This is a genomic window from Flavobacterium sp. HSC-32F16 (assembly GCF_024171645.1).
Lineage (GTDB): Bacteria > Bacteroidota > Bacteroidia > Flavobacteriales > Flavobacteriaceae > Flavobacterium.
Genome location: NZ_JALKAC010000002.1, coordinates 559,382 through 578,534, shown reverse-complemented (window position 1 = coordinate 578,534; position 19,153 = coordinate 559,382). Strand labels below are relative to the sequence as shown.

Genomic DNA, 19,153 nt, shown 5'->3' with positions numbered 1-19,153 from the left:
TTTCCTCAGATTATTTTTGCCACAGATTAAAGGATTATAAAGATTTTAATTGGCTTTTAAAATTTTAGTTTCACGCAGATTTTGCAGATTCATCGAATAAAAATCCTTTACATCTGTGTAATCTGCGGCAAAACTTTACCTTTCAGGTTATTAATTCTTTAAATCGTATTTTTCAATTCTTCTATACAAAGCCGCTCTGGATAAACCTAACTCTTCGGCGGTTTTAGAGATGTTTCCGTGATGTTTAAAAAGAGCTTTTTCGATTACTGTTTTTTCCATTTCTGATAACGGGTTGTCATCATTTTCCTGAATTTCTTCAAAATTAAGAATATCTAAATCCATTACAGAAATCGTATTGTTTTCTGCCAAAATTAAAGCACGTTCGATTTTGTTTTCCATCTCCCGAACATTTCCTTTCCACGGATATCTTTCCAGATAAGACGATACGTTTTCGTCAAAATGCCAATTTTCCTGATTGTACTTTTCGGCAATATTTTCTAATATGAAATTAGCCATTGGAACTATATCCTCTTTTCGCTCACGCAGAGGCGGAAGGTTTATTTCCATCGTATTGATTCGATAAAGTAAATCTTCACGAAAAGTTTTATTTTTTACATCCAATTTTATATCGCTGTTTGTCGCTGCAATAACACGAACATTTAATGGCCTCGGCTTACTTTCTCCTAATCTGGTCAATGTTTTTGTCTGCAAAATATGAAGCAGTTTTGCCTGAAGATGAAGCGGAATATTTCCTATTTCATCCAGAAAAATAGTGCCGTTCTGTGCTGTTTCAAATCTTCCCGGCGTATCGGTTTTAGCATCAGTAAAAGCACCTTTTGCATAACCAAACAATTCACTTTCGAATAAATTATCACTTAAAGATCCTAAATCGACATGTACAAAAGGCTGATTTTTTCTTTCGGAATTCTGGTGGATAAATTCGGCAAAAACATATTTTCCGGTTCCATTTTCACCTAAAATTAAAACATTGGCATCGGTTCTGGCTACTTTTTCGGCAATCGAATAGGCTTGTTTTATTTTTTGAGAAGTTCCTGTAAAATATCGTTTTTCTGTTTTTTCTGCAATTACCTTTTTACTGTTTTTTCTGCTTTCGGCGAAAGCCTTATCAATAGTTTCCAGCAGTTTTTCGTTGTGCCAGGGTTTTAAAACATAATCAAAAGCGCCAATTTTTATACCTTCAACCGCGGTTTCAATTTTTCCGAAAGCGGTCATCAAAATTACAATTGTGCTGGGCGAAAGCGTTTTTATTTCTTTTAGCCAATGAATTCCTTCACGTCCATCTTCAAAACCTATTCGGTAATTCATGTCCAGTAAAACGACATTTATTTCGTTTTCATTCAAAATTGAAATGATTTTTTTGGGGCTATTGGTCGTGAAAATCGTTTCAAAATGTTTTTTGAGAATCATTTTCGCCGAAAAAAGAATTTCTTCCTGATCGTCAACAATTAATATTTGGGCTTGTTTTTTTCTCATGTTGTATTTTTTTGTCCGATTTCGAACGGTCAACTGTTCATTATCGAACACTTGTTTTTTGAATGTTTTTTAAAGCTCCTTTAAAACCAATGCTTTACAAAAAATAAATTTTATGGCACAGTATTTACCTATTGATTATCAGTAAATTATTTAAAAAATGGACAAGGTAATTCCTCGTAAAAATAGAAAATTTAGATATCTCACAATAGCAATTGGAGTTTTTTTAGTTTTGGCCGTAATCATCTTTTTTTCTTTCAATTCGAAAAGAAGTTTAAATGTAAAAGCCGATGAACTTTCGGTTCAAAAAGTCGAAAAAGCTTTTTTTGAAGATTTTGTTGTTTTTCAGGCAAAAGTTGAACCTCTTAACGTAATGCTTGTAAATGTTACAGAGGGAGGATCTGTAAAGGAGATTTTTGTTGAAAATGGTGCAACGGTTACAAAAGGCCAATCGCTGGCTCGATTGTATAACCCAAATACGGAACTGAATTATTTAACTCAGGAAACGGCAATTATTGAGCAAATCAATAATTTGAATACCGGAAAATTAAACATTAGAAATCAGGAATTGAATTTGACCAAAGATTTGGTTTTAATCGAACATGATTATAATGACGCCAAAAGACTATATGATGTTAATGCTAAATTGTTTGCGAAAGATGTGATTTCTAAAAACGACTGGAATACTTTTAAAGAAAGTTTACGTTTTCAGGAAGAACGCAAAAAAACGATTCAGCAGAGTATTCAAAAGGAAAAACAAACCAATCAATTGCAGATTTCGCAGATTAACCGTTCAATTCAAACTATGGAAAAAAGTTTGGATATCCTGCGAAATAACAAAAAGAACTTCTTGATTACCGCTCCTGAATCCGGTCGATTGACTTCTTTTGAACCTGTTTTGGGAAAATCATTTCAGGCTGGAGAAAGCATTGGAAAAATCGATTCAAAACAAGGTTATAAATTATCTGCCAATGTTGATGAGTTTTATTTGGAGAAAATTCGCGAAGGCTTAAAAGGTCAGGTTGAATTTAAAGGAAAAACGCTGGAAGTTATTGTAACTAAAGTAATTCCTGAGGTAAAAAACGGTCATTTTATTGTAGAACTGGCTTTTATATCTAAAGAAAATATTGCTTTACAGGACGGTTTAAGTTTTGGTGTAAAACTAATTTTATCTGAGAAAAATAAAATTCTGGTTGTTCAAAAAGGAAGTTTTAACCAAGAAACTGCCGGAAAATGGATTTTTGTAGTGAAAGGAAATAAAGCCGAAAAGAGAAACATAAAATTAGGTCGTGAAAATCCTTCTTATTATGAAGTTCTGGAAGGTTTAAAAGAAGGCGAATCTGTGATTATTTCTTCTTATTCAGATTACAAGGATATTGAGGAGCTTTCAATTCAAACACAGTAAATTAGTATTCAGTTTGCAGTCTCAGTTTTCAATTCGCAATTAATCATTCACAATAAACAATTATAAAAAGGTTTCAATCATCAATCAAAAAACGTAATAATAACTAATCTTAAAAATTATGATAACGATACAAAATTTAACCAAAGTATTTAGAACCGAAGAAGTTGAAACTGCTGCCTTAAGCGGGATTAATTTAGAAATTAAAAAAGGTAATTTCCTGACAATTATGGGACCTTCGGGCTGCGGGAAATCGACTTTGCTTAATATTATCGGGCTTTTGGACAGCGCTGATGGCGGAAGTTACAAATTGCTGGATCAGGAAATGATTGGTTTAAAAGAAAAAGGAAGAGCGCAGGTTCGTAAGGAAAATATTGGATTCATTTTTCAGAATTTTAATTTAATCGATGAGCTTTCGGTTTACGATAATATTGAACTGCCTTTGCTTTACAACAATGTAAAATCTTCTGATAGAAAACAAAAAATTGAAGCTATTGCTGAAAAACTGAATATCTCTCACCGATTGAAACATTTTCCACAGCAGCTTTCAGGAGGTCAGCAGCAAAGGGTTGCTGTTGCAAGAGCGCTTGTAAATGATCCTAAAATTATTCTTGCCGATGAGCCAACAGGAAATCTTGACAGTAAGAATGGTAATGAAGTAATGGAACTTTTAACAGATCTGCACGCAAAAGGCGCAACGATCTTGATGGTTACCCACTCTGATTATGATGCTTCTTTTTCGCAAAGAACGATTCATATGAAAGACGGTGTTATATTCTCTGAAAAATTAAATCAGCGAAATGTTGATGTTTTTATGGACGCTAAATAATAGAACAAATGATAAAATTTGTTATTACTGCAATCTTAGCCCTGGTGGGATTTTTCTGCAAAATTTTTACTCTTCTTTAAAAGGCAGAACCAGCCTTTGGACCAAAATAACTAACATAATTATAAAACGCCATGATTTTTAACTGGTTTAAAATATTTATTTATCATTTAAAGCAAAGCAAATTGTTTTCGTTTTTAAATGTTTTAGGATTGAGCATTGGGGTTGCCAGTGTGATTTTTGCCATTTTGTATTGGAATAACGAACATTCTTATGATCAATGGAATCCGGAAAAAGAAAATGTATATCAGGTTCTTAATGTAATAGGAGGAACCGGCGATACCTGGGCGACTAGTTCTATACCTTTTGGACAGACTTGTAAAGCAACAATTCCTGAAATTGAGCAGATTTGTTTTATGAACGACTGGTACAATGAGGCTGTTATAAAATATCAGAATAAAAAATTAATCGATAAAAAGATAATGGTATCTGATAATAACTTTTTTAATTTTTTCCCTTTTCCTATTATAAAAGGTGCTAAAAAAGATATTTTAAAGGAGAGAAACAGTGTCGCTATTTCTGAGGAACAGGCCAAACTTCTTTTTAATAATGAAGATCCAATAGGGAAATCTATTACTTACAGCGATGAGTCTTATATTGTAAAATCTGTTTATCGTATTGTATCGCCTTCTTCTGTTGAACCCAACTATGTTTTTGGAAGCATTATACGTGAAAACGATATTAACAGCTGGGGAAATTTTAGTTATGGTTTGAAGATTAAAGTCAAAAAAGGCGCTGATATTAATGTTGTTTTAAAGAAAATGCATCATGTAAATCGTGTAAACAGAACTTTAAAAGATGCCAAAGAAAGCGGTCAGACGCTTGAGCAGTACATTAAAGAAAATGGTGAATTAAAAATTGTCCTTAACCAGCTTAAAACTTCACGTCTGCATGGCATAAAACCTTCCGGATCTGTTTCTCCAGAAGGAAGAGGAAATTTACAGCTTATTTATATTATGGCTGGTTTATCCATTTTAATTTTGGTTTTATCATTGGTAAATTACATTAATCTGGCAACAGCTTCGGCCATAAAACGTGCTAAAGAAGTTGGTGTTCGTAAAATTGTGGGCGCTTCAAAAAACCAAATTATTGCGCAGTTTATTTTTGAAACGGCAATAATTGTAACGCTTTCCATTTTGTTTGCTCTTGCAATTGTTGAACTTTCGCTTCCGTATTATAATTCTTTTTTAAGAAAAACACTGACTATGAATGGCGGTGAATTTTACCTGCAGCTCATTTTCATTTTTGGATTAGTAATCGTTCTTGCGGGTATATTCCCTGCCATTTATATCTCAAATTTTGAGACTTTAAAGGTTTTAAAAGGTAATTTTTCCAGAAGTAAAAGCGGTATCTGGATTCGAAATTCGATGCTTATTTTTCAATTCGGAATTGCGACATTTTTTATCATTGGTGCCTTAATTGTAAATTCTCAAGTAGGCTATATGATGGATAAAGATCTTGGCTTTAATGGCGATCAGGTTATCAGAATTCCTTTTAATTATAATGATTACAATACAAAAGGTGAAAAATACCAATTAACAAAACAAGAAATCCTTAAAATATCAGGAGTTGAGCAGGTTTCGACTTTTGCCGGTACATTTGGAAACAGCACAAACTCCAGCTCTGGTTTTACGCATAATGGTGTATTTGTGCAGCCAAGAAATGTCGACATGGATTTTGGTTTTCTTGATATGATGAAAATTAAAATTGTTGAAGGGCGTGATTTATCTCCAAAATTTGCTTCGGATACAATTGATAACTGGCTGATAAATGAAACTCTTGCCAAAAGTCTGGGACTAAAAAACCCAATTAATACGGTTATAACTTCTGGCTGGGGAAATGAAAAAGGAAACCTAAAGTTTAAAATTGTTGGAGTCGTAAAGGATTTTAATATTACAGGCTTGCAAAATAAAGTTCCGCCGATGGTTTTCATCAACATGAGAACTTTAAAATGGAATAATTTTCAAAATGTATATGTAAAAGTTTCTCCAAATAATTTGAGTGAAACATTAGATAAATTAAAAACATATTGGGAAGCAAATGTAAATCCTGACTATCCTTTCTTTTTTGAATTTGTAAACAAAGGTTTTGCAAAAACTTATGAAGAACAAGTCAAGCAAAAAGATTTATTTTTCATTTTAAACTTAGTTGTAATTATAATTGCCGTTTTTGGGTTGTTTGCTTTGGCATCATTTTCGATGGAAAGAAGACTGAAAGAAATTGCGATTAGAAAAACGCTTGGTGCAGAAACCGATATTTTATTGAAGGAATTATCAAGACAATACATTATTTTCTGCTTAATGGGATTTGTAATAGGAATTGTTCCGGCTTATATTTTATTGCAAAAATGGCTGGAGGATTTTGCATTCAGAATTAATATTTCTGCTATTCCTTTCAGCATTGCCTTAGTTTCACTTTTAGTACTTACGCTGCTAATTGTATTGGCAAAAGCATATCAGGTTACTAAAATAGACATTTTAAAATATTTAAAATACGAATAAACTTGTAGACCATTTTTTTTAAAGAATCCCCGTTAGATTATAAAAAACCTAACGGGGATTTCCTTTTTATTTTAATGCAACCGAGTCAGAATAGAGTAATTTATCTAAGCTCTTATCGCGGTCGTAAACATCTGGATAAAATCCAATTTCTCCCTCATCATTTACCCAGGCTGTAAAATATCCTATATAAATTGGTATTTTATTTTTGAGCATACAAGTCGTTTCTTTTTCGCCGCTCATGGCATTATTAATTTTATCAACAGGCCAGTCCGGATCGTCTTTTAATATTTCGAGAGCCAATTGTTTGGCTTCTTTTACATTAATACACCCATGGCTGAAAATACGTTTTTCAAATTCAAACAAACTTTTTGCCGGCGTATCATGCAAATAAATATCATTTGGGTTTGGAAACATAAATTTTACCAATCCTAAAGAATTCTGAGGTCCGGGTTTTTGTCTAACATGTCCTCCATTCCATTCCATATTATGATCTGCAAGATAGTTTTTGTCTTCGGCCATTTTGAGTTTCAGCTCGTTTTGAATAATACTTGAGGGAACATACCAATACGGACTAAATACAATTCGGTCGATATTACCGCTGAAAATTACTGTTTCGGTCATTCGCGTTCCCACGAAAACATCTGAAACCAAATCATATTTTCCATTTTTTACATAAATCAGTCGAAAAGAGGGTATATTAACCATTACGTATTCATCGGCTTTTGCGAGTTTTGCCGGGATCCATCTGCATCTTTCCATATTAAGCATAATAGTTCTGATTCTATTGCCAATTGGCTCATTCATCTGATCTATTTGTTCTTTTGTAAAAGCATAATTCAATTTAAGTCCGTATCTTTTTTTATATTTTAAAACAGCATCCATCATTTCCTGGTCATAATATTGACTTTTTGAATTTTCTTTTAAATCGCCAACCACAAACAACCGTTCTCTAATCTGCTGAATAACTTTTCCGCTGTCTAACGGTTTTAATTCTTTAAAATTTGCTTCATCAATCTCGATCTTTTTCCAAAGACCATCTTTCTCAATATTTCGATATCTTTTTAAAACATCCTGAAGTTTATAATATTGGCCAAAAAGAAGATTTTCATCTTTATTTAATCGATTGGGGTCTCCCATCAATGAATCTAAAATTCTATCATACGAAATAGTTTTGGTTGGAAGAAACCAGCCGATCTTCTTTAAAGTCTGCGGATCGACACCAGAGTAAACATTACTGGCATAAAAAACATACATATTAGACAACAGCAATTCTGTATCTGTCTGCGGCAATTTATTAGAGACATTTTCATTAAAAACATCATCAACCAAATCCATATACGGCATTTCGGCTTTTATTCCCTGCTCGCTTAAAAGCCCCACTTTATGATACAATAAAGCCCCAAATTCGCTCACGCTTTTATCATCATACCAAATAGTCTTGTATTCTTTTTTTAAATAAAGATCTTCTACGTCTTTTTGATATTTTTTCAGCTTAGGATATTTTTTATAAAAACTATTTATGGAAGCCGCATCAATTGTACCTAAAAAAATAGTGGTCTTGATATTAAGAACATTTTCAAATTCTTTGATTTCGTTTTTTAGTTTAGAAGTATCATTTGCCGAAGTAAAAGAAAACATTAAAAAACTACCGGCAATAATTACAGATAAGAAAGTAAAATTTCGCATATTTTTAAGGTTTAAATTTTTAAACATTATTTATACAAAATATCGAAAACTCATAAAGAAGCTCCAAAAATAAGTTTTGATACTTTTTTGCATGGTTTGGAAATCTTCGATTTAGGGTACTCAAATTTAATTAAGATAATCGACATTTAAGCATTTATTGATGTAAATTTCATACGAATTTTTAGAAAAGAAAACTTTTAAAAATCAAGGTTTCAAAACATTGGATTTCAATTTTAATTGTATTTAGAAAACAGCATTCATCATTTTGACTAATCTCAATATCAATAAATACAATTCAAAAGCGTTTGAATCCGAACTTAATCTGTTATCTTTGCAGTCTGAAATCAGTTTAAATTAATATTGAATTTTTAAATTGAATTCTTTCCATATATAATAGCACAATAAAATGAAATTAGATAGAAAAGAAATTCTAAAAGCTTTAGAAACAATTACTATAGCCGGAGAAGGAAAAAATATGGTTGAAAGTGGTGCGGTTGCTAACGTACTTACTTTTGGCGACGAAGTTGTTGTCGATTTAGTATTGCACACGCCAGCCATGCATATCAAAAAAAGAGCAGAAGACGATATTAAAAAAACAATCCATGAATTAATATCTGCCGATGCAAAAATCAAAGTAAATATTAAAGTTGAAACTCCTGAAAAAGCCGAAATAAAAGGTCGTGCTATTCCTGGAATTAAAAATATTATTGCTGTTGCTTCTGGAAAAGGAGGGGTTGGGAAATCGACTGTTACAGCAAATCTTGCCGTTACGCTTGCTAAAATGGGTTTTAAAGTTGGAGTTTTAGATGCCGATGTTTACGGACCTTCTATGCCCATTATGTTTGATGTTGAAAACGAAAAACCGGTTTCAATTACAGTTGACGGAAAATCAAAAATGAAACCAATTGAAAGTTATGAAATTAAAATGCTTTCTATTGGCTTTTTCACAGCGCCAAGCCAGGCAGTAATCTGGAGAGGACCAATGGCTGCAAAAGCATTAAATCAAATGATTTTTGATGCAGATTGGGGAGAATTAGATTTCATGCTTCTGGATTTACCTCCGGGAACGGGAGATATTCACCTTTCTATCATGCAGTCACTTCCAATTACTGGAGCTGTTGTAGTAAGTACGCCTCAGGCTGTGGCTCTTGCCGATGCTAAAAAAGGAGTTTCGATGTTTATGCAGGATAATATCAATGTTCCTGTTTTGGGAATTATCGAAAACATGGCTTATTTTACACCTGAAGAATTACCAAATAATAAATACTATATTTTTGGTCAGGAAGGAGCAAAAAATCTGGCTGCAGACTTAGATGTTCCATTTTTAGGAGAAGTTCCAATTGTACAATCTATTCGCGAAGCAGGCGATTACGGCCGTCCGGCAGCATTGCAAACCGCATCGCCAATAGAATCGATTTTTGAAGAAATTACAAGAAACGTTGTACAGGAAACAGTAAACAGAAATGAAAGTCTTCCTGCTACTGAAGCCATTAAAATTACAACTATGGCAGGTTGCTCTGCAGTAAAGAAAAACTAATTAGATAATTGAGATAATGAGATAATTAGATAATTTTAAAGAATTTTCTAATTGACGCATTTTCTAATTGACACATTATAATTATGACAACAGAAGAATTAACAAATAATGTTTTATTGGCTTTAGACGAAATCAGGCCATTTTTAAAATCCGATGGCGGAGACATTACGCTAATCTCTATCGATGATGATAAACACGTAAAAGTTCGTCTTGAAGGCGCCTGCATAAGCTGCAGCGTTAATCAGATGACACTTAAAGCAGGAGTAGAAACAACTATAAAAAAATATGCCCCGCAAATCGAAACTGTGGTAAATATTATGTAACAAAAGTGCTCTACAGGCCTCTATTTTAATGTTGTTGAATTAACAGGAATAATAGGCCTTTAACTGATAACTTTTGCAAAAACACAATTAAGACCTAATAAAACAACGCTTTTTTGAGGATTTAACAAAAAACACCACAAAGATTTAAGAGTTTTAGTTAAGTATTTGTTACATTTTTAACTTAAATTTGTGACATAACCCTAAATCTTAAATTTATGAAGAAGTTTTACATCTTATATGTTTTTTTATTATTTGCTTTTACTGGGTACACACAAGAAGCAACTTCCTCAGCTCAAAACTATTATGTAAATAAAGCTTGGGTAAATGAATCAGAAGAATGGGCTTTTTATGAGTACGAAGGACAAATTGTTGTATCTACAACTACTGAACCAGGAAAAATTAAAATTACCAATCGTAATTTTTTATATGATTTTTGTTCCGGAGGTGCAAAGTTTGCCAATAAAAACAGTTACACCACCGCAGAGTTTACAAGCCCTGTAAAGATTGGCGAAAAGACAGACAAACAAGGCGTTTTAAACACCACTTACGAAGGTAAGCTTGTTTTTAACAATGGTGAAGATTATTATTTTGTTTTTGCTGTGGTTACCATACTTTCAAAAGATGATCTTGTGGGCTTTAAAATGAAAATAAAGAATAAAACCAATAGAGAGTACGCGTTTACTTTTAAACCTACCAGTTAATATTAATCAGGATTTTTTCACGTTATAAAATCCTGCCAATAAATTCCCATAATAAATGGATGTATTAATTAAGATTAAAGATCGAGAAGGAGTTATACACGAATTACAGGCTCCAACTGATATGGCAATGAATATAATGGAGTTATGCAAAGCATACGAACTTCCTGTTGAAGGAACTTGCGGAGGAATGGCAATGTGCGCATCCTGCCAATGTTACGTTCTAAATGATGTTGCATTACCTGAAATGGGAGATGAAGAAGAAGCCATGCTGTCGGAAGCATTTTATGTAAAATCTAATAGTCGTTTAGGCTGTCAGATACCAATTACCCAAGAATTAGAAGGTTTAGAACTGGAGCTGGCTCCGGAATATTAAAAAAATAGAAAAGCGAGAATTTATTGATTCTCGCTTTTTTTATGCTGTTACATAATAAATTCGACAGGTTTTAAAACCTGTCGAATTTATTATGTATAGTTATGCTTTCTCAAAGTTTGGAAAAAGTAATTTTCATTTCCTGCTTTTATTTCTTTTATATAAAAATAAAAACTGACTTTCGATAAACGTTTTCACTTAATATTTCTACTAATTGGAATTCATTACTTTCCATTTCACCAAACTCAGCAATTAAATCGAAGCGAATTTCGTAATTTGAATTTTCACCGCTAAAAAAAACCTTAGCTCCACTAAATCGAATTCCGGCATTTACAATAACGAATTCAAAATTGGAAAAGGAAGTAAAATGTCTGTCAAAATTGTTTCTAGATATAGAAATAGCTTCATTGATTTTAATTCTTTTACCAATAAAATTAAAGGTTTCTATAAAATCAATAAACCTCTTTTTTGAATCATTCATACTCCTATAATATTGTGAGTTTTTAAAACCTGCCGGTTTTACTTTCCGTGATTATATTTTTCAAAGTTTTAAACTTTGAAAAACATTTTAAAATCCTAAACTCTTATTTCCATTTCCAATTTAACTCTGAAATAAAATTGATTCCAATTTTTTCAGTAATCATTTTTAATTCAGATCTCACGGATTCAACATCAATAACTTCAGATTTTGGAATCATAATACTCACACCCGTTTTTAAAGCAATAAAAAAATAATCTTTTATCTCGCTTATGTTTTCGAATGCAGAGAATTTCACCTTTGAACTTCCAATATTTTCACTGTATGCTTCCAGTATATCTTCCTTAAATAACAATGTTGAAATAATTCCTATTCTGTTTTTAAAATTCTCTTTTACATATTTTCTATAATGCCTCTGGTAGTAAAATTTTAAATAAATAGGATATAGAAAAAAACAAACAACACCATAACCTGCAAGATAATAAGCTATTAATTTGTTACCAATCATATAAAACAAAAGACTTATTCCTAACAGCACTATAAATACCAAAATTCTGCTCTTTTTTCGCTGATTATTAACTAATCTGCTTTTTGAAGCCATGTATAACTGCTGCTGTAAATAATCGTTTTCTGTTAAAGTGTATTTTAGTTCCATTTGTTTAATTTATAAGACGATAATTGCTTTTACTTGAAAGCAAAAATATCGGGAATAACTTTTTAAAGAAGCCTTAATCTGTTATATAACTATCAAAATAAGCCATTATAAAACATAAAAAGAACCGTAATTACATTGCTGTAACCACGGTTCTTTTGTTTATATTTTCTTTTTTTTCTTTAGTTATTTTTTAAAAAATCGGATGGATCAAATGGCTCAAATTCTCTTTCTGAAAATGTTTCTGTCAAAATTCCAGACGAACATAACCAGGTGATGGTTTCATCCAGCGTATTTCCTGCTTTATAGATCATTTCACTGTATCTTGGCAGAATGTAATATTGATTGTTAAGAAAAATAATTTCATCCCCGTCAAAAGTATCTCCAATTCTAATCGATTTCAAAACTTCATCCTTTGTGAGGACTTCTTTTCCTTCCTCCCAAAACCAATATTCAGTAATGCGTTTTTTCCATTCTTCCAGCGTTATTATTATAGTTTCCGGAAGAAACATCCTAACATAGGTTCCGCCCAGAATACCGCTTCCATATTGCAAAACATACTCTTTGTAATCTTCATCAAAAACAATATTTAATATTTTTTCACAAGCCAGAATATCCTCTTCATCGGCTGTAAATAGATCTGTTTTATTGGTTTGATAATTTGGAATAATTTTATAGTTATCAAAATTCATAACGGTTATATTTTAACTGCTAAGTTACTATTTATTAAAAATATTTCTCACAAAAAAACCGTAATTACATTACTGCAATTACGGTTTTCTCTTTATAACAATTTTCTTTAATCTCTCAATTATACCAAACCAGCCTGAATTAAATATTCAGCGATTTGAATCGTGTTTGTTGCAGCACCTTTTCTTAAGTTATCAGCAACGATCCACATGTTTAATGTGTTTGGCTGGCTTTCGTCACGACGGATTCTTCCAACAAAAACATCATTTTTACCTTCAGCATATAATGGCATTGGGTATGTAAAGGTATCTAAATTATCCTGTACCACTACTCCATCAGTATTGTGTAAAATTTCACGAACTTCACTTACATCAAAATCATTTGTAAACTCAACGTTTACTGCTTCACTATGTCCTCCCACAACTGGTACACGAACTGCAGTAGCGGTAACTCTGATAGTGTTATCCCCAAGAATTTTTTGAGTTTCACGCACTAATTTCATTTCCTCTTTAGTGTATCCGTTTTCTTCAAAACTATCACAGTGAGGAATTGCATTTCTGTGAATTGGATATTTGTAAGCCATATCACCCTGAATTCCTGCGTATTCGTTTTCTAATTGTTTTACTGCTTTTACACCCGTTCCTGTAATAGATTGGTAAGTAGAAACAATGATTCTTTGAATGTTGTATTTTTTGTGCAAAGGAGCCAACGCCAATACCATTTGAATAGTAGAGCAGTTTGGATTTGCAATAATTTTATCTTCTTTCGTTAAAATATCAGCGTTAATTTCAGGAACAACTAATTTCTTAGTCGGGTCCATTCTCCATGCCGATGAGTTGTCGATAACCGTTGTTCCGGCAGCAGCAAATTTTGGGGCCCATTCTAATGAAGTATCACCTCCTGCAGAAAAAACTGCAATATCAGCTTTCATATCTACGGCAGTTTGTAAACCAACAACTTTATATTTAGTTCCTTTATATTCAATTTCTTTTCCTACTGATCTTTCAGATGCAACAGGGATTAATTCTGTAACAGGAAAATTTCTTTCTGCTAAAACTTTAAGCATTACTTCGCCAACCATTCCGGTAGCACCTACAACTGCAATTCTCATTATTTATATTTTTAAATAGCTATTAATCTAATTTTACTATGCAAAAATAGTTATAATAGAAACTAAAACAATACGCTTCACAAAAAATAACAAAATGTTATAAATTAAACAATATGTAAAAAAACCGCTCCAATCAAGAAGCGGTTCAGTTAGACTTAGTGCAGCGGTATATTTTTATTTATTTTTTAATAAATCTCTAATTTGTGTAAGCAGTTCTTCCTGCGTTGGTCCGGCTGGTGAAGCTGGTGCCGGAGCTTCTTTCTTTTTAAGGTTGTTAATTCCTTTTATAATTAAAAACAAAACAAACGCTACAATTATAAAGTTAATTACTGCAGAGATAAACAAACCATATTTGACACCTCCAAAAGCTGTCAGCTCTTCTATCGTAGACAAATGCGCTGCGTCTAATGCCGGCTTCAAGATTAATGGTGTAATTACATTTTCAATTAATGAGCTCACAATTTTACCAAAAGCAGCTCCAATGATTACACCGACAGCCAGATCGACTACGTTGCCTTTCATTGCAAATTCCTTAAATTCTGAAAAAAATCCCATATCTGATTTGTTTTTGTTTATAGTAATTGAATATCGAAAATACGCAATTTTCCTGAAAGTTCCTTATTCTATCTAAAAAATACTCGTTTTACACGCTGCGAAATACTGGTCATTATTTCATACGGAATGGTTTTTAAAGCTTCGGCCATTTCAATTACGGTTGGGCTTTCGCCGAAAATAATTACCGAATCGCCTTCTTTGCAGTCAATATGACTTACATCAACCATTAACATATCCATACAAACACTTCCTACGATATAGGCTTTTTGATTTTTGATAGTTACAAAACCAACCTGATTGCCCCATAATCTCGAAATTCCGTCGGCATAACCAATTGGAATTGTCGCAATTTTGGTTTCTTTTTCAGCCATAAAACGACGTCCGTAACCTACGCTGTCGCCAGCCGGAATGCTGCGAACCTGTGAAATAATCGATTTTAAGGTTCCCACATTTTCCAGATATTTCTGCTCTGACGGATCATTAGAAACACCATATAAACCAATTCCTAAACGAACCATATTATATTGTGCATTTGGGAAATTACTAATTCCGGAAGTATTTAAAATATGACGAATCGGATTTATGTTTAATTCTGTCATTAATTTTGAAGATAATCTTTCGAATAAATTGATTTGTTTCTCCACAAAATCAAAATGTTTCGGATCGTCACTTGTTGCCAAATGCGATAAAATACTTTGAACACGAACGGTTGAATTTCCTTTTAAAGTTGCAATTAACTCATCGATCGTATTGTCTTCAAAACCTAAACGATGCATTCCGGTATCTACTTTTATATGAATAGGAAAATCTTTTAAGTTCTTTTCTCTGGCAATTTTCAAGAAGGCATTTAATCCTTTTATACTGTAAATTTCGGGTTCTAATTTATATTGAATTATCGAAGGAAAACTTGTCGATTCGGGATTCAAAACCATGATTGGCAGTTTGATGCCGCCGTTTTTCAGCGAAATTCCTTCATCGGCGAAAGCCACACCTAAATAATTTACTTTATTATGTTCGAGTAATTTTGCAATTTCAAGTCCGCCGTTTCCATAACCAAAAGCTTTCACCATCACCATGATTTTTACATCATCGGCCAGTTTTGATTTGAAATAATTCAGGTTGTGATTTATCGCGTCCAGATTGATCTCCAAAACGGTTTCATGTGTTTTTTCTTCCAGCAGTGAAACGATTTCTTCAAACTGAAATGATCTTGCGCCTTTTATTAAAATAGTTTCATTATTGAAATTCAAATTTTCAATTTCGGCGATAAACTCTGCCGTATTTTGAAACATCGTACTTCTTGGAAATTTATCTGCAAAAGATGAAATTGTGTTTCCTATGCCAATAACCCGGTTGATTTTATTATCAGAAATTAACTGGGCCACTTTTGAATAGAGTTCTTCATTCGAAAATCCGCTTTGAAAAATATCGGATAAAATAACTGCTTTTGAAGCATTTTTTTTCTGGCTTTCCAGAAAGTCTAAAGCAATTTTCAGAGATTGAAAATCGGAACTGTAACTATCATCAATTAAACTGCAATTGTGGATTCCGTTTTTAACTTCCAAACGCATTTCTACCGGATAAAGCAGTTTTACACGATTTTGAATAACCTCAAAATTATAATTAAAACGCAGTAAAACCAATAAACAGGAAATGGTATTTTCAATAGAAGCAGAATCGCTAAACGGAATTTCTAAATTAAAAATTTCGCCTTTGTATTGATATTTTATTGTCGTTGAATCGTTTTTCGTTTCTTTCTTCAGAATAAAAACATCGGCAGAAGCATCACTAAAACTCCATGAAAATAAAGTTCTGTTTTCAAGTGGATATTCGGCAGAAAAATCTAAAAGACATTTATCTACCAATTCGTTTTTTTGATAAATGATTACAGCCGAATTTTTAAATAGTAATACTTTTTCTTTGATTTTCTGAGTCAGATTTTCAAATCCTTCATCGTGCGCAGATCCTATATTCGTTAAAACACCTATATTGGGTTTGATAATTTTTTCAAGATTAACCATTTCGTTAACCGTTGAAATTCCAGCTTCGAAAATTCCTAAATTGTGTTTCTCGTTGATGGCGATAACAGAAAGCGGAACGCCAACTTGCGAGTTATAACTTTTTGGGCTTCGGATAATATTATAATCAGGACTTAAAAGGAAATTAAGCCATTCTTTTACGATCGTTTTTCCGTTGCTTCCAGTTAAACCAATTATAGGAAAATCAAATAAATCACGATAATAACCTGCTAATTCCTGAAGTGCTTTAAGCGTATTTTTTACAATAAAAAAATTGGCTTTTCCTTTTACATTTTCGGGAATATACTGAACTACAAAGTTCTGAACGCCTTTTTCAATTAGTTCAGCTATGTATAAATGAGCATCGTTATTGACCCCGGAAAGGGCAATAAACAAAGTTTGAGAACCGTTTTGTAAAGAACGGCTGTCGATCGAAATATGATCTACAAAAATATCTGTGTCTGAGCCTATCCATTCGGCATTTAAAACTGGGATTAGGCTTTTTAAATTTATGCTCATTTAGAAAATTCTTTTTGTCAAATTTAAAAAAAGGTTTGCCACGAATTACACTAATATTTCTTAATTTATTTTGAAATACAAAAATGGGTTTGCCCACGAACTACATGAATTACCACGAATTATTTTATTTGCCGGATGCTTAAAATATTAACCACAGGTAAAGGATTTTCACAAATTAGAAATCATTTAAATCCTTTTAATGTGTGAAAAAAAATAAAAAAATAATTCGTGTAAATTCGTGTAATTCGTGGCGAGAAAAGCTAAATATTCACGGCAAAAAACATTAATTCATTATATTTGTTCAATACCGCAAAATAATTTGTTTTGAAAAAAATACTTCCACTATTCTCCTATATACTCCATCCGATTTTTATATCGATGTATGCCACATTACTTTACTTGTATTGTAAAGATGATATTTTTACAACGCAGGAAAAGTACTTTGTTCTATTTCAAATATTGGTTATAACTATCGTAGTTCCAGTATTATTTTTTATGCTGCTTCGTTCAACCGGACACGTGAAATCGATGATGCTGCCCGAAACTTCCCAGCGTTTGATTCCGCTTTTATTACAATGCTTTTTGTATATTCTATTAGTAAAAAGAAGTATCGTTATAATGCGTTATCCAGAGCTTCATTTCTTTTTTCTGGGGGCTTTATTTACAACTATTCTGGCTTTGGTTCTTTCTCTTTTTAAAATAAAAGCAAGTCTGCATATGGCTGCAATCAGCGGTTTTTCCATATTTGCAATTGGGTTAAACATTCACCTTCAACTGCATAATCCGTATTGGGGAGCACTTTTGATTTTACTTTCCGGAATTGTCGCTTCATCCCGTTTAGAAATGAATGCGCATACTCCAAAAGAGTTATTAATTGGGCTGCTAATTGGGGTTATACCTCAATTATTGTTTTTGTATTTGTGGTTATAAAATATAGAAAATCAATCCGGCATTTAAGGTTTTCATGCTCACTTTTTCTCCGTTCAATGTTGTAGTTCCTTCTTTAAATAACGGACTCAAACCGTAATACAAATAAAGATTCCAGGTATTAAAACCTGTAGAAAGGTATGGTCCGTACTGAAATTTATTAATAGCAGGGTTGTTATTTATTTTATATTTATTCTCACCGTCATCTAATATTGAAGAGTTTGAGAATAAATAACTCAATTTTACACCGGCATAAATTCTCCAGAATTTTGTGCTTTCATAAGTCGAATTACGCCATCTGAATTCTATTGGAAGATCAACAGAATATTGCCTGTATCTGTTTGAAACAATTTCGCCCGCATCTACAACGCTATATACTATTGTGCCGCTTCCATCTTTTGAAACAGCAAAATTTTGGTAATAGTTTTGATAACTCAATCCTAAACCAGCTGCAATCGAAACTGTTCGTGTTTTATTAACCGGCATATCACGCAGGAAACCACCCGAAAGCCCAAGCGAGAATTTGTTCTGTTTGAATTTCTGCGGAATATCTGTAAACATATTATAAGTCACCGAAAAATAAAACTGATCTTCTCTATACAAAGAATCTATCTTAACTATAGGTTTTATTTCTACTTTCGCATCTTGCTGCTGCGGGAAAGCATTAAAAAATGAAACTAAAAACAAACAGCTAAAAAGTGATCGCATATATTTTTTGAGTTTAAAAGAGGGTTTACAAAATAAACGTTGTATAGAATCGATTTATTTCACCTACAAATATAATATAATGATAGTTCAGGATGTGATTAGAAAGTAATTATTCTTTTTTTGATTATTAATAATTGTTTTTGCTGAACTTTTTTCAAAGAATATGCAGCAGAAATCAAAAAATGAATTTGTATTTGTTTGATCTTTTATACCTTTGTCCTGCATGAAGAAAAAAGAGCTCATATTAAGTTTCTCTTTTGCTGTTACAATATTGTTTTCGATATTGTTTCAGTCCATACACAGTTATGAGCATATTCTAAAACAGCTTTCAGAAAAACAATGCCATCACGATTACAACGATCCAAATGGTGAAATAACGCATCAGCATCACAATTACGATCTTTGTTTTGTTTGTAATTTTGCTTTTGAAAGTTTTATTGTTCCTGAAAGTTTTTCTTTCCAGTTTCATTCTTTCGACAGTGAAATTCCTTATTTCTTACCACTGTCAGAAAAGATTTTTTCAATTTCAAGACCTTCTTATTTATTACGAGGCCCTCCGGCTGCTATAGTTTCTTAAGCCACCATTAAAAAAAAATCA

General features: G+C 32.4%; 18 protein-coding genes. 9 read left to right on the top strand and 9 right to left on the bottom strand.

The features are described from left to right. Positions 1-150: 150 nt before the first annotated feature. Complete coding sequence (locus tag L1276_RS09105) at positions 151-1,494, bottom strand: sigma-54 dependent transcriptional regulator (RefSeq protein ID WP_253787029.1); 1,344 nt, start codon at positions 1,492-1,494, stop codon at positions 151-153. A gap of 157 nt (positions 1,495-1,651) precedes the next feature. Between L1276_RS09105 and L1276_RS09100 the strand changes: the two genes are divergently transcribed. The 3 genes from L1276_RS09100 to L1276_RS09090 all read left to right on the top strand — a co-directional run bounded on the left by L1276_RS09100 (position 1,652) and on the right by L1276_RS09090 (position 6,280). Further along, complete coding sequence (locus L1276_RS09100; protein WP_253787027.1) at positions 1,652-2,896, top strand: efflux RND transporter periplasmic adaptor subunit; 1,245 nt, start codon at positions 1,652-1,654, stop codon at positions 2,894-2,896. A 118-nt stretch (positions 2,897-3,014) separates the two neighbouring features. Continuing rightward, entirely contained in the window at positions 3,015-3,722 is a 708-nt protein-coding gene (locus tag L1276_RS09095; protein ID WP_253787025.1) for an ABC transporter ATP-binding protein, read from the top strand. Positions 3,723-3,853: 131 nt separating this feature from the next. Then, positions 3,854-6,280: an ABC transporter permease gene (locus tag L1276_RS09090; RefSeq protein WP_253787023.1), complete on the top strand. Its 2,427-nt coding sequence runs from the start codon at positions 3,854-3,856 to the stop codon at positions 6,278-6,280. A gap of 66 nt (positions 6,281-6,346) precedes the next feature. On the opposite strand, the gene L1276_RS09085 is transcribed toward L1276_RS09090, so the two are convergent. Then, on the bottom strand, positions 6,347-7,966 hold the full coding sequence (locus tag L1276_RS09085; protein WP_253787021.1) for a murein L,D-transpeptidase: 1,620 nt from the start codon (positions 7,964-7,966) through the stop codon (positions 6,347-6,349). Between the two features lie 406 nt (positions 7,967-8,372). Here L1276_RS09085 and L1276_RS09080 point away from each other — a divergent pair, with 406 nt between their 5' ends. From L1276_RS09080 to L1276_RS09065, 4 genes are all read left to right on the top strand, one after another. Then, the gene (locus L1276_RS09080) at positions 8,373-9,503 is read left to right on the top strand and encodes an Mrp/NBP35 family ATP-binding protein (RefSeq protein ID WP_253787019.1); all 1,131 of its coding nucleotides are present in this window, start codon (positions 8,373-8,375) and stop codon (positions 9,501-9,503) included. 83 nt (positions 9,504-9,586) lie between these two features. Continuing rightward, complete coding sequence (locus L1276_RS09075) at positions 9,587-9,826, top strand: NifU family protein (RefSeq protein WP_012023406.1); 240 nt, start codon at positions 9,587-9,589, stop codon at positions 9,824-9,826. Between the two features lie 215 nt (positions 9,827-10,041). Further along, entirely contained in the window at positions 10,042-10,527 is a 486-nt protein-coding gene (locus L1276_RS09070; protein WP_253787017.1) for a hypothetical protein, read from the top strand. A gap of 55 nt (positions 10,528-10,582) precedes the next feature. Further along, complete coding sequence (locus L1276_RS09065; RefSeq protein WP_253787015.1) at positions 10,583-10,900, top strand: 2Fe-2S iron-sulfur cluster-binding protein; 318 nt, start codon at positions 10,583-10,585, stop codon at positions 10,898-10,900. A gap of 154 nt (positions 10,901-11,054) precedes the next feature. Here L1276_RS09065 and L1276_RS09060 read toward each other — a convergent pair whose 3' ends face one another. From L1276_RS09060 to L1276_RS09035, 6 genes are all read right to left on the bottom strand, one after another. Continuing rightward, positions 11,055-11,378, bottom strand: coding sequence for a hypothetical protein (locus L1276_RS09060; RefSeq protein WP_253787013.1), 324 nt, complete (start codon positions 11,376-11,378; stop codon positions 11,055-11,057). 103 nt (positions 11,379-11,481) lie between these two features. Further along, positions 11,482-12,030, bottom strand: coding sequence for a YcxB family protein (locus L1276_RS09055; RefSeq protein ID WP_253787011.1), 549 nt, complete (start codon positions 12,028-12,030; stop codon positions 11,482-11,484). Positions 12,031-12,209: 179 nt separating this feature from the next. Beyond that, positions 12,210-12,719 (bottom strand): SMI1/KNR4 family protein, encoded by a 510-nt coding sequence (locus L1276_RS09050; RefSeq protein WP_253787009.1) that lies wholly within the window; start codon positions 12,717-12,719, stop codon positions 12,210-12,212. 119 nt (positions 12,720-12,838) lie between these two features. Beyond that, positions 12,839-13,828, bottom strand: coding sequence for an aspartate-semialdehyde dehydrogenase (locus L1276_RS09045; protein ID WP_253787007.1), 990 nt, complete (start codon positions 13,826-13,828; stop codon positions 12,839-12,841). 174 nt (positions 13,829-14,002) lie between these two features. Further along, a complete protein-coding gene (mscL, locus tag L1276_RS09040) occupies positions 14,003-14,383 on the bottom strand; it encodes a large conductance mechanosensitive channel protein MscL (protein WP_253787004.1) in 381 nt (126 codons plus the stop codon). A gap of 68 nt (positions 14,384-14,451) precedes the next feature. Beyond that, positions 14,452-16,920: a bifunctional UDP-N-acetylmuramoyl-tripeptide:D-alanyl-D-alanine ligase/alanine racemase gene (locus L1276_RS09035; protein ID WP_253787002.1), complete on the bottom strand. Its 2,469-nt coding sequence runs from the start codon at positions 16,918-16,920 to the stop codon at positions 14,452-14,454. 324 nt (positions 16,921-17,244) lie between these two features. On the opposite strand from L1276_RS09035, the gene L1276_RS09030 reads away from it, so the two are divergent. Then, positions 17,245-17,850 (top strand): hypothetical protein, encoded by a 606-nt coding sequence (locus tag L1276_RS09030; protein ID WP_253787000.1) that lies wholly within the window; start codon positions 17,245-17,247, stop codon positions 17,848-17,850. Here L1276_RS09030 and L1276_RS09025 read toward each other — a convergent pair. Further along, positions 17,845-18,555, bottom strand: coding sequence for a porin family protein (locus tag L1276_RS09025; protein ID WP_253786997.1), 711 nt, complete (start codon positions 18,553-18,555; stop codon positions 17,845-17,847). The two genes, L1276_RS09030 and L1276_RS09025, sit on opposite strands and share 6 nt — an antisense overlap. Before the next feature lie 223 nt (positions 18,556-18,778). Between L1276_RS09025 and L1276_RS09020 the strand changes: the two genes are divergently transcribed. After that, positions 18,779-19,132 carry a hypothetical protein gene (locus L1276_RS09020; protein WP_253786995.1) on the top strand — a complete coding sequence of 118 codons (354 nt, stop codon included), beginning with the start codon at positions 18,779-18,781 and terminating at the stop codon, positions 19,130-19,132. The last annotated feature ends 21 nt before the right edge of the window (positions 19,133-19,153 follow it).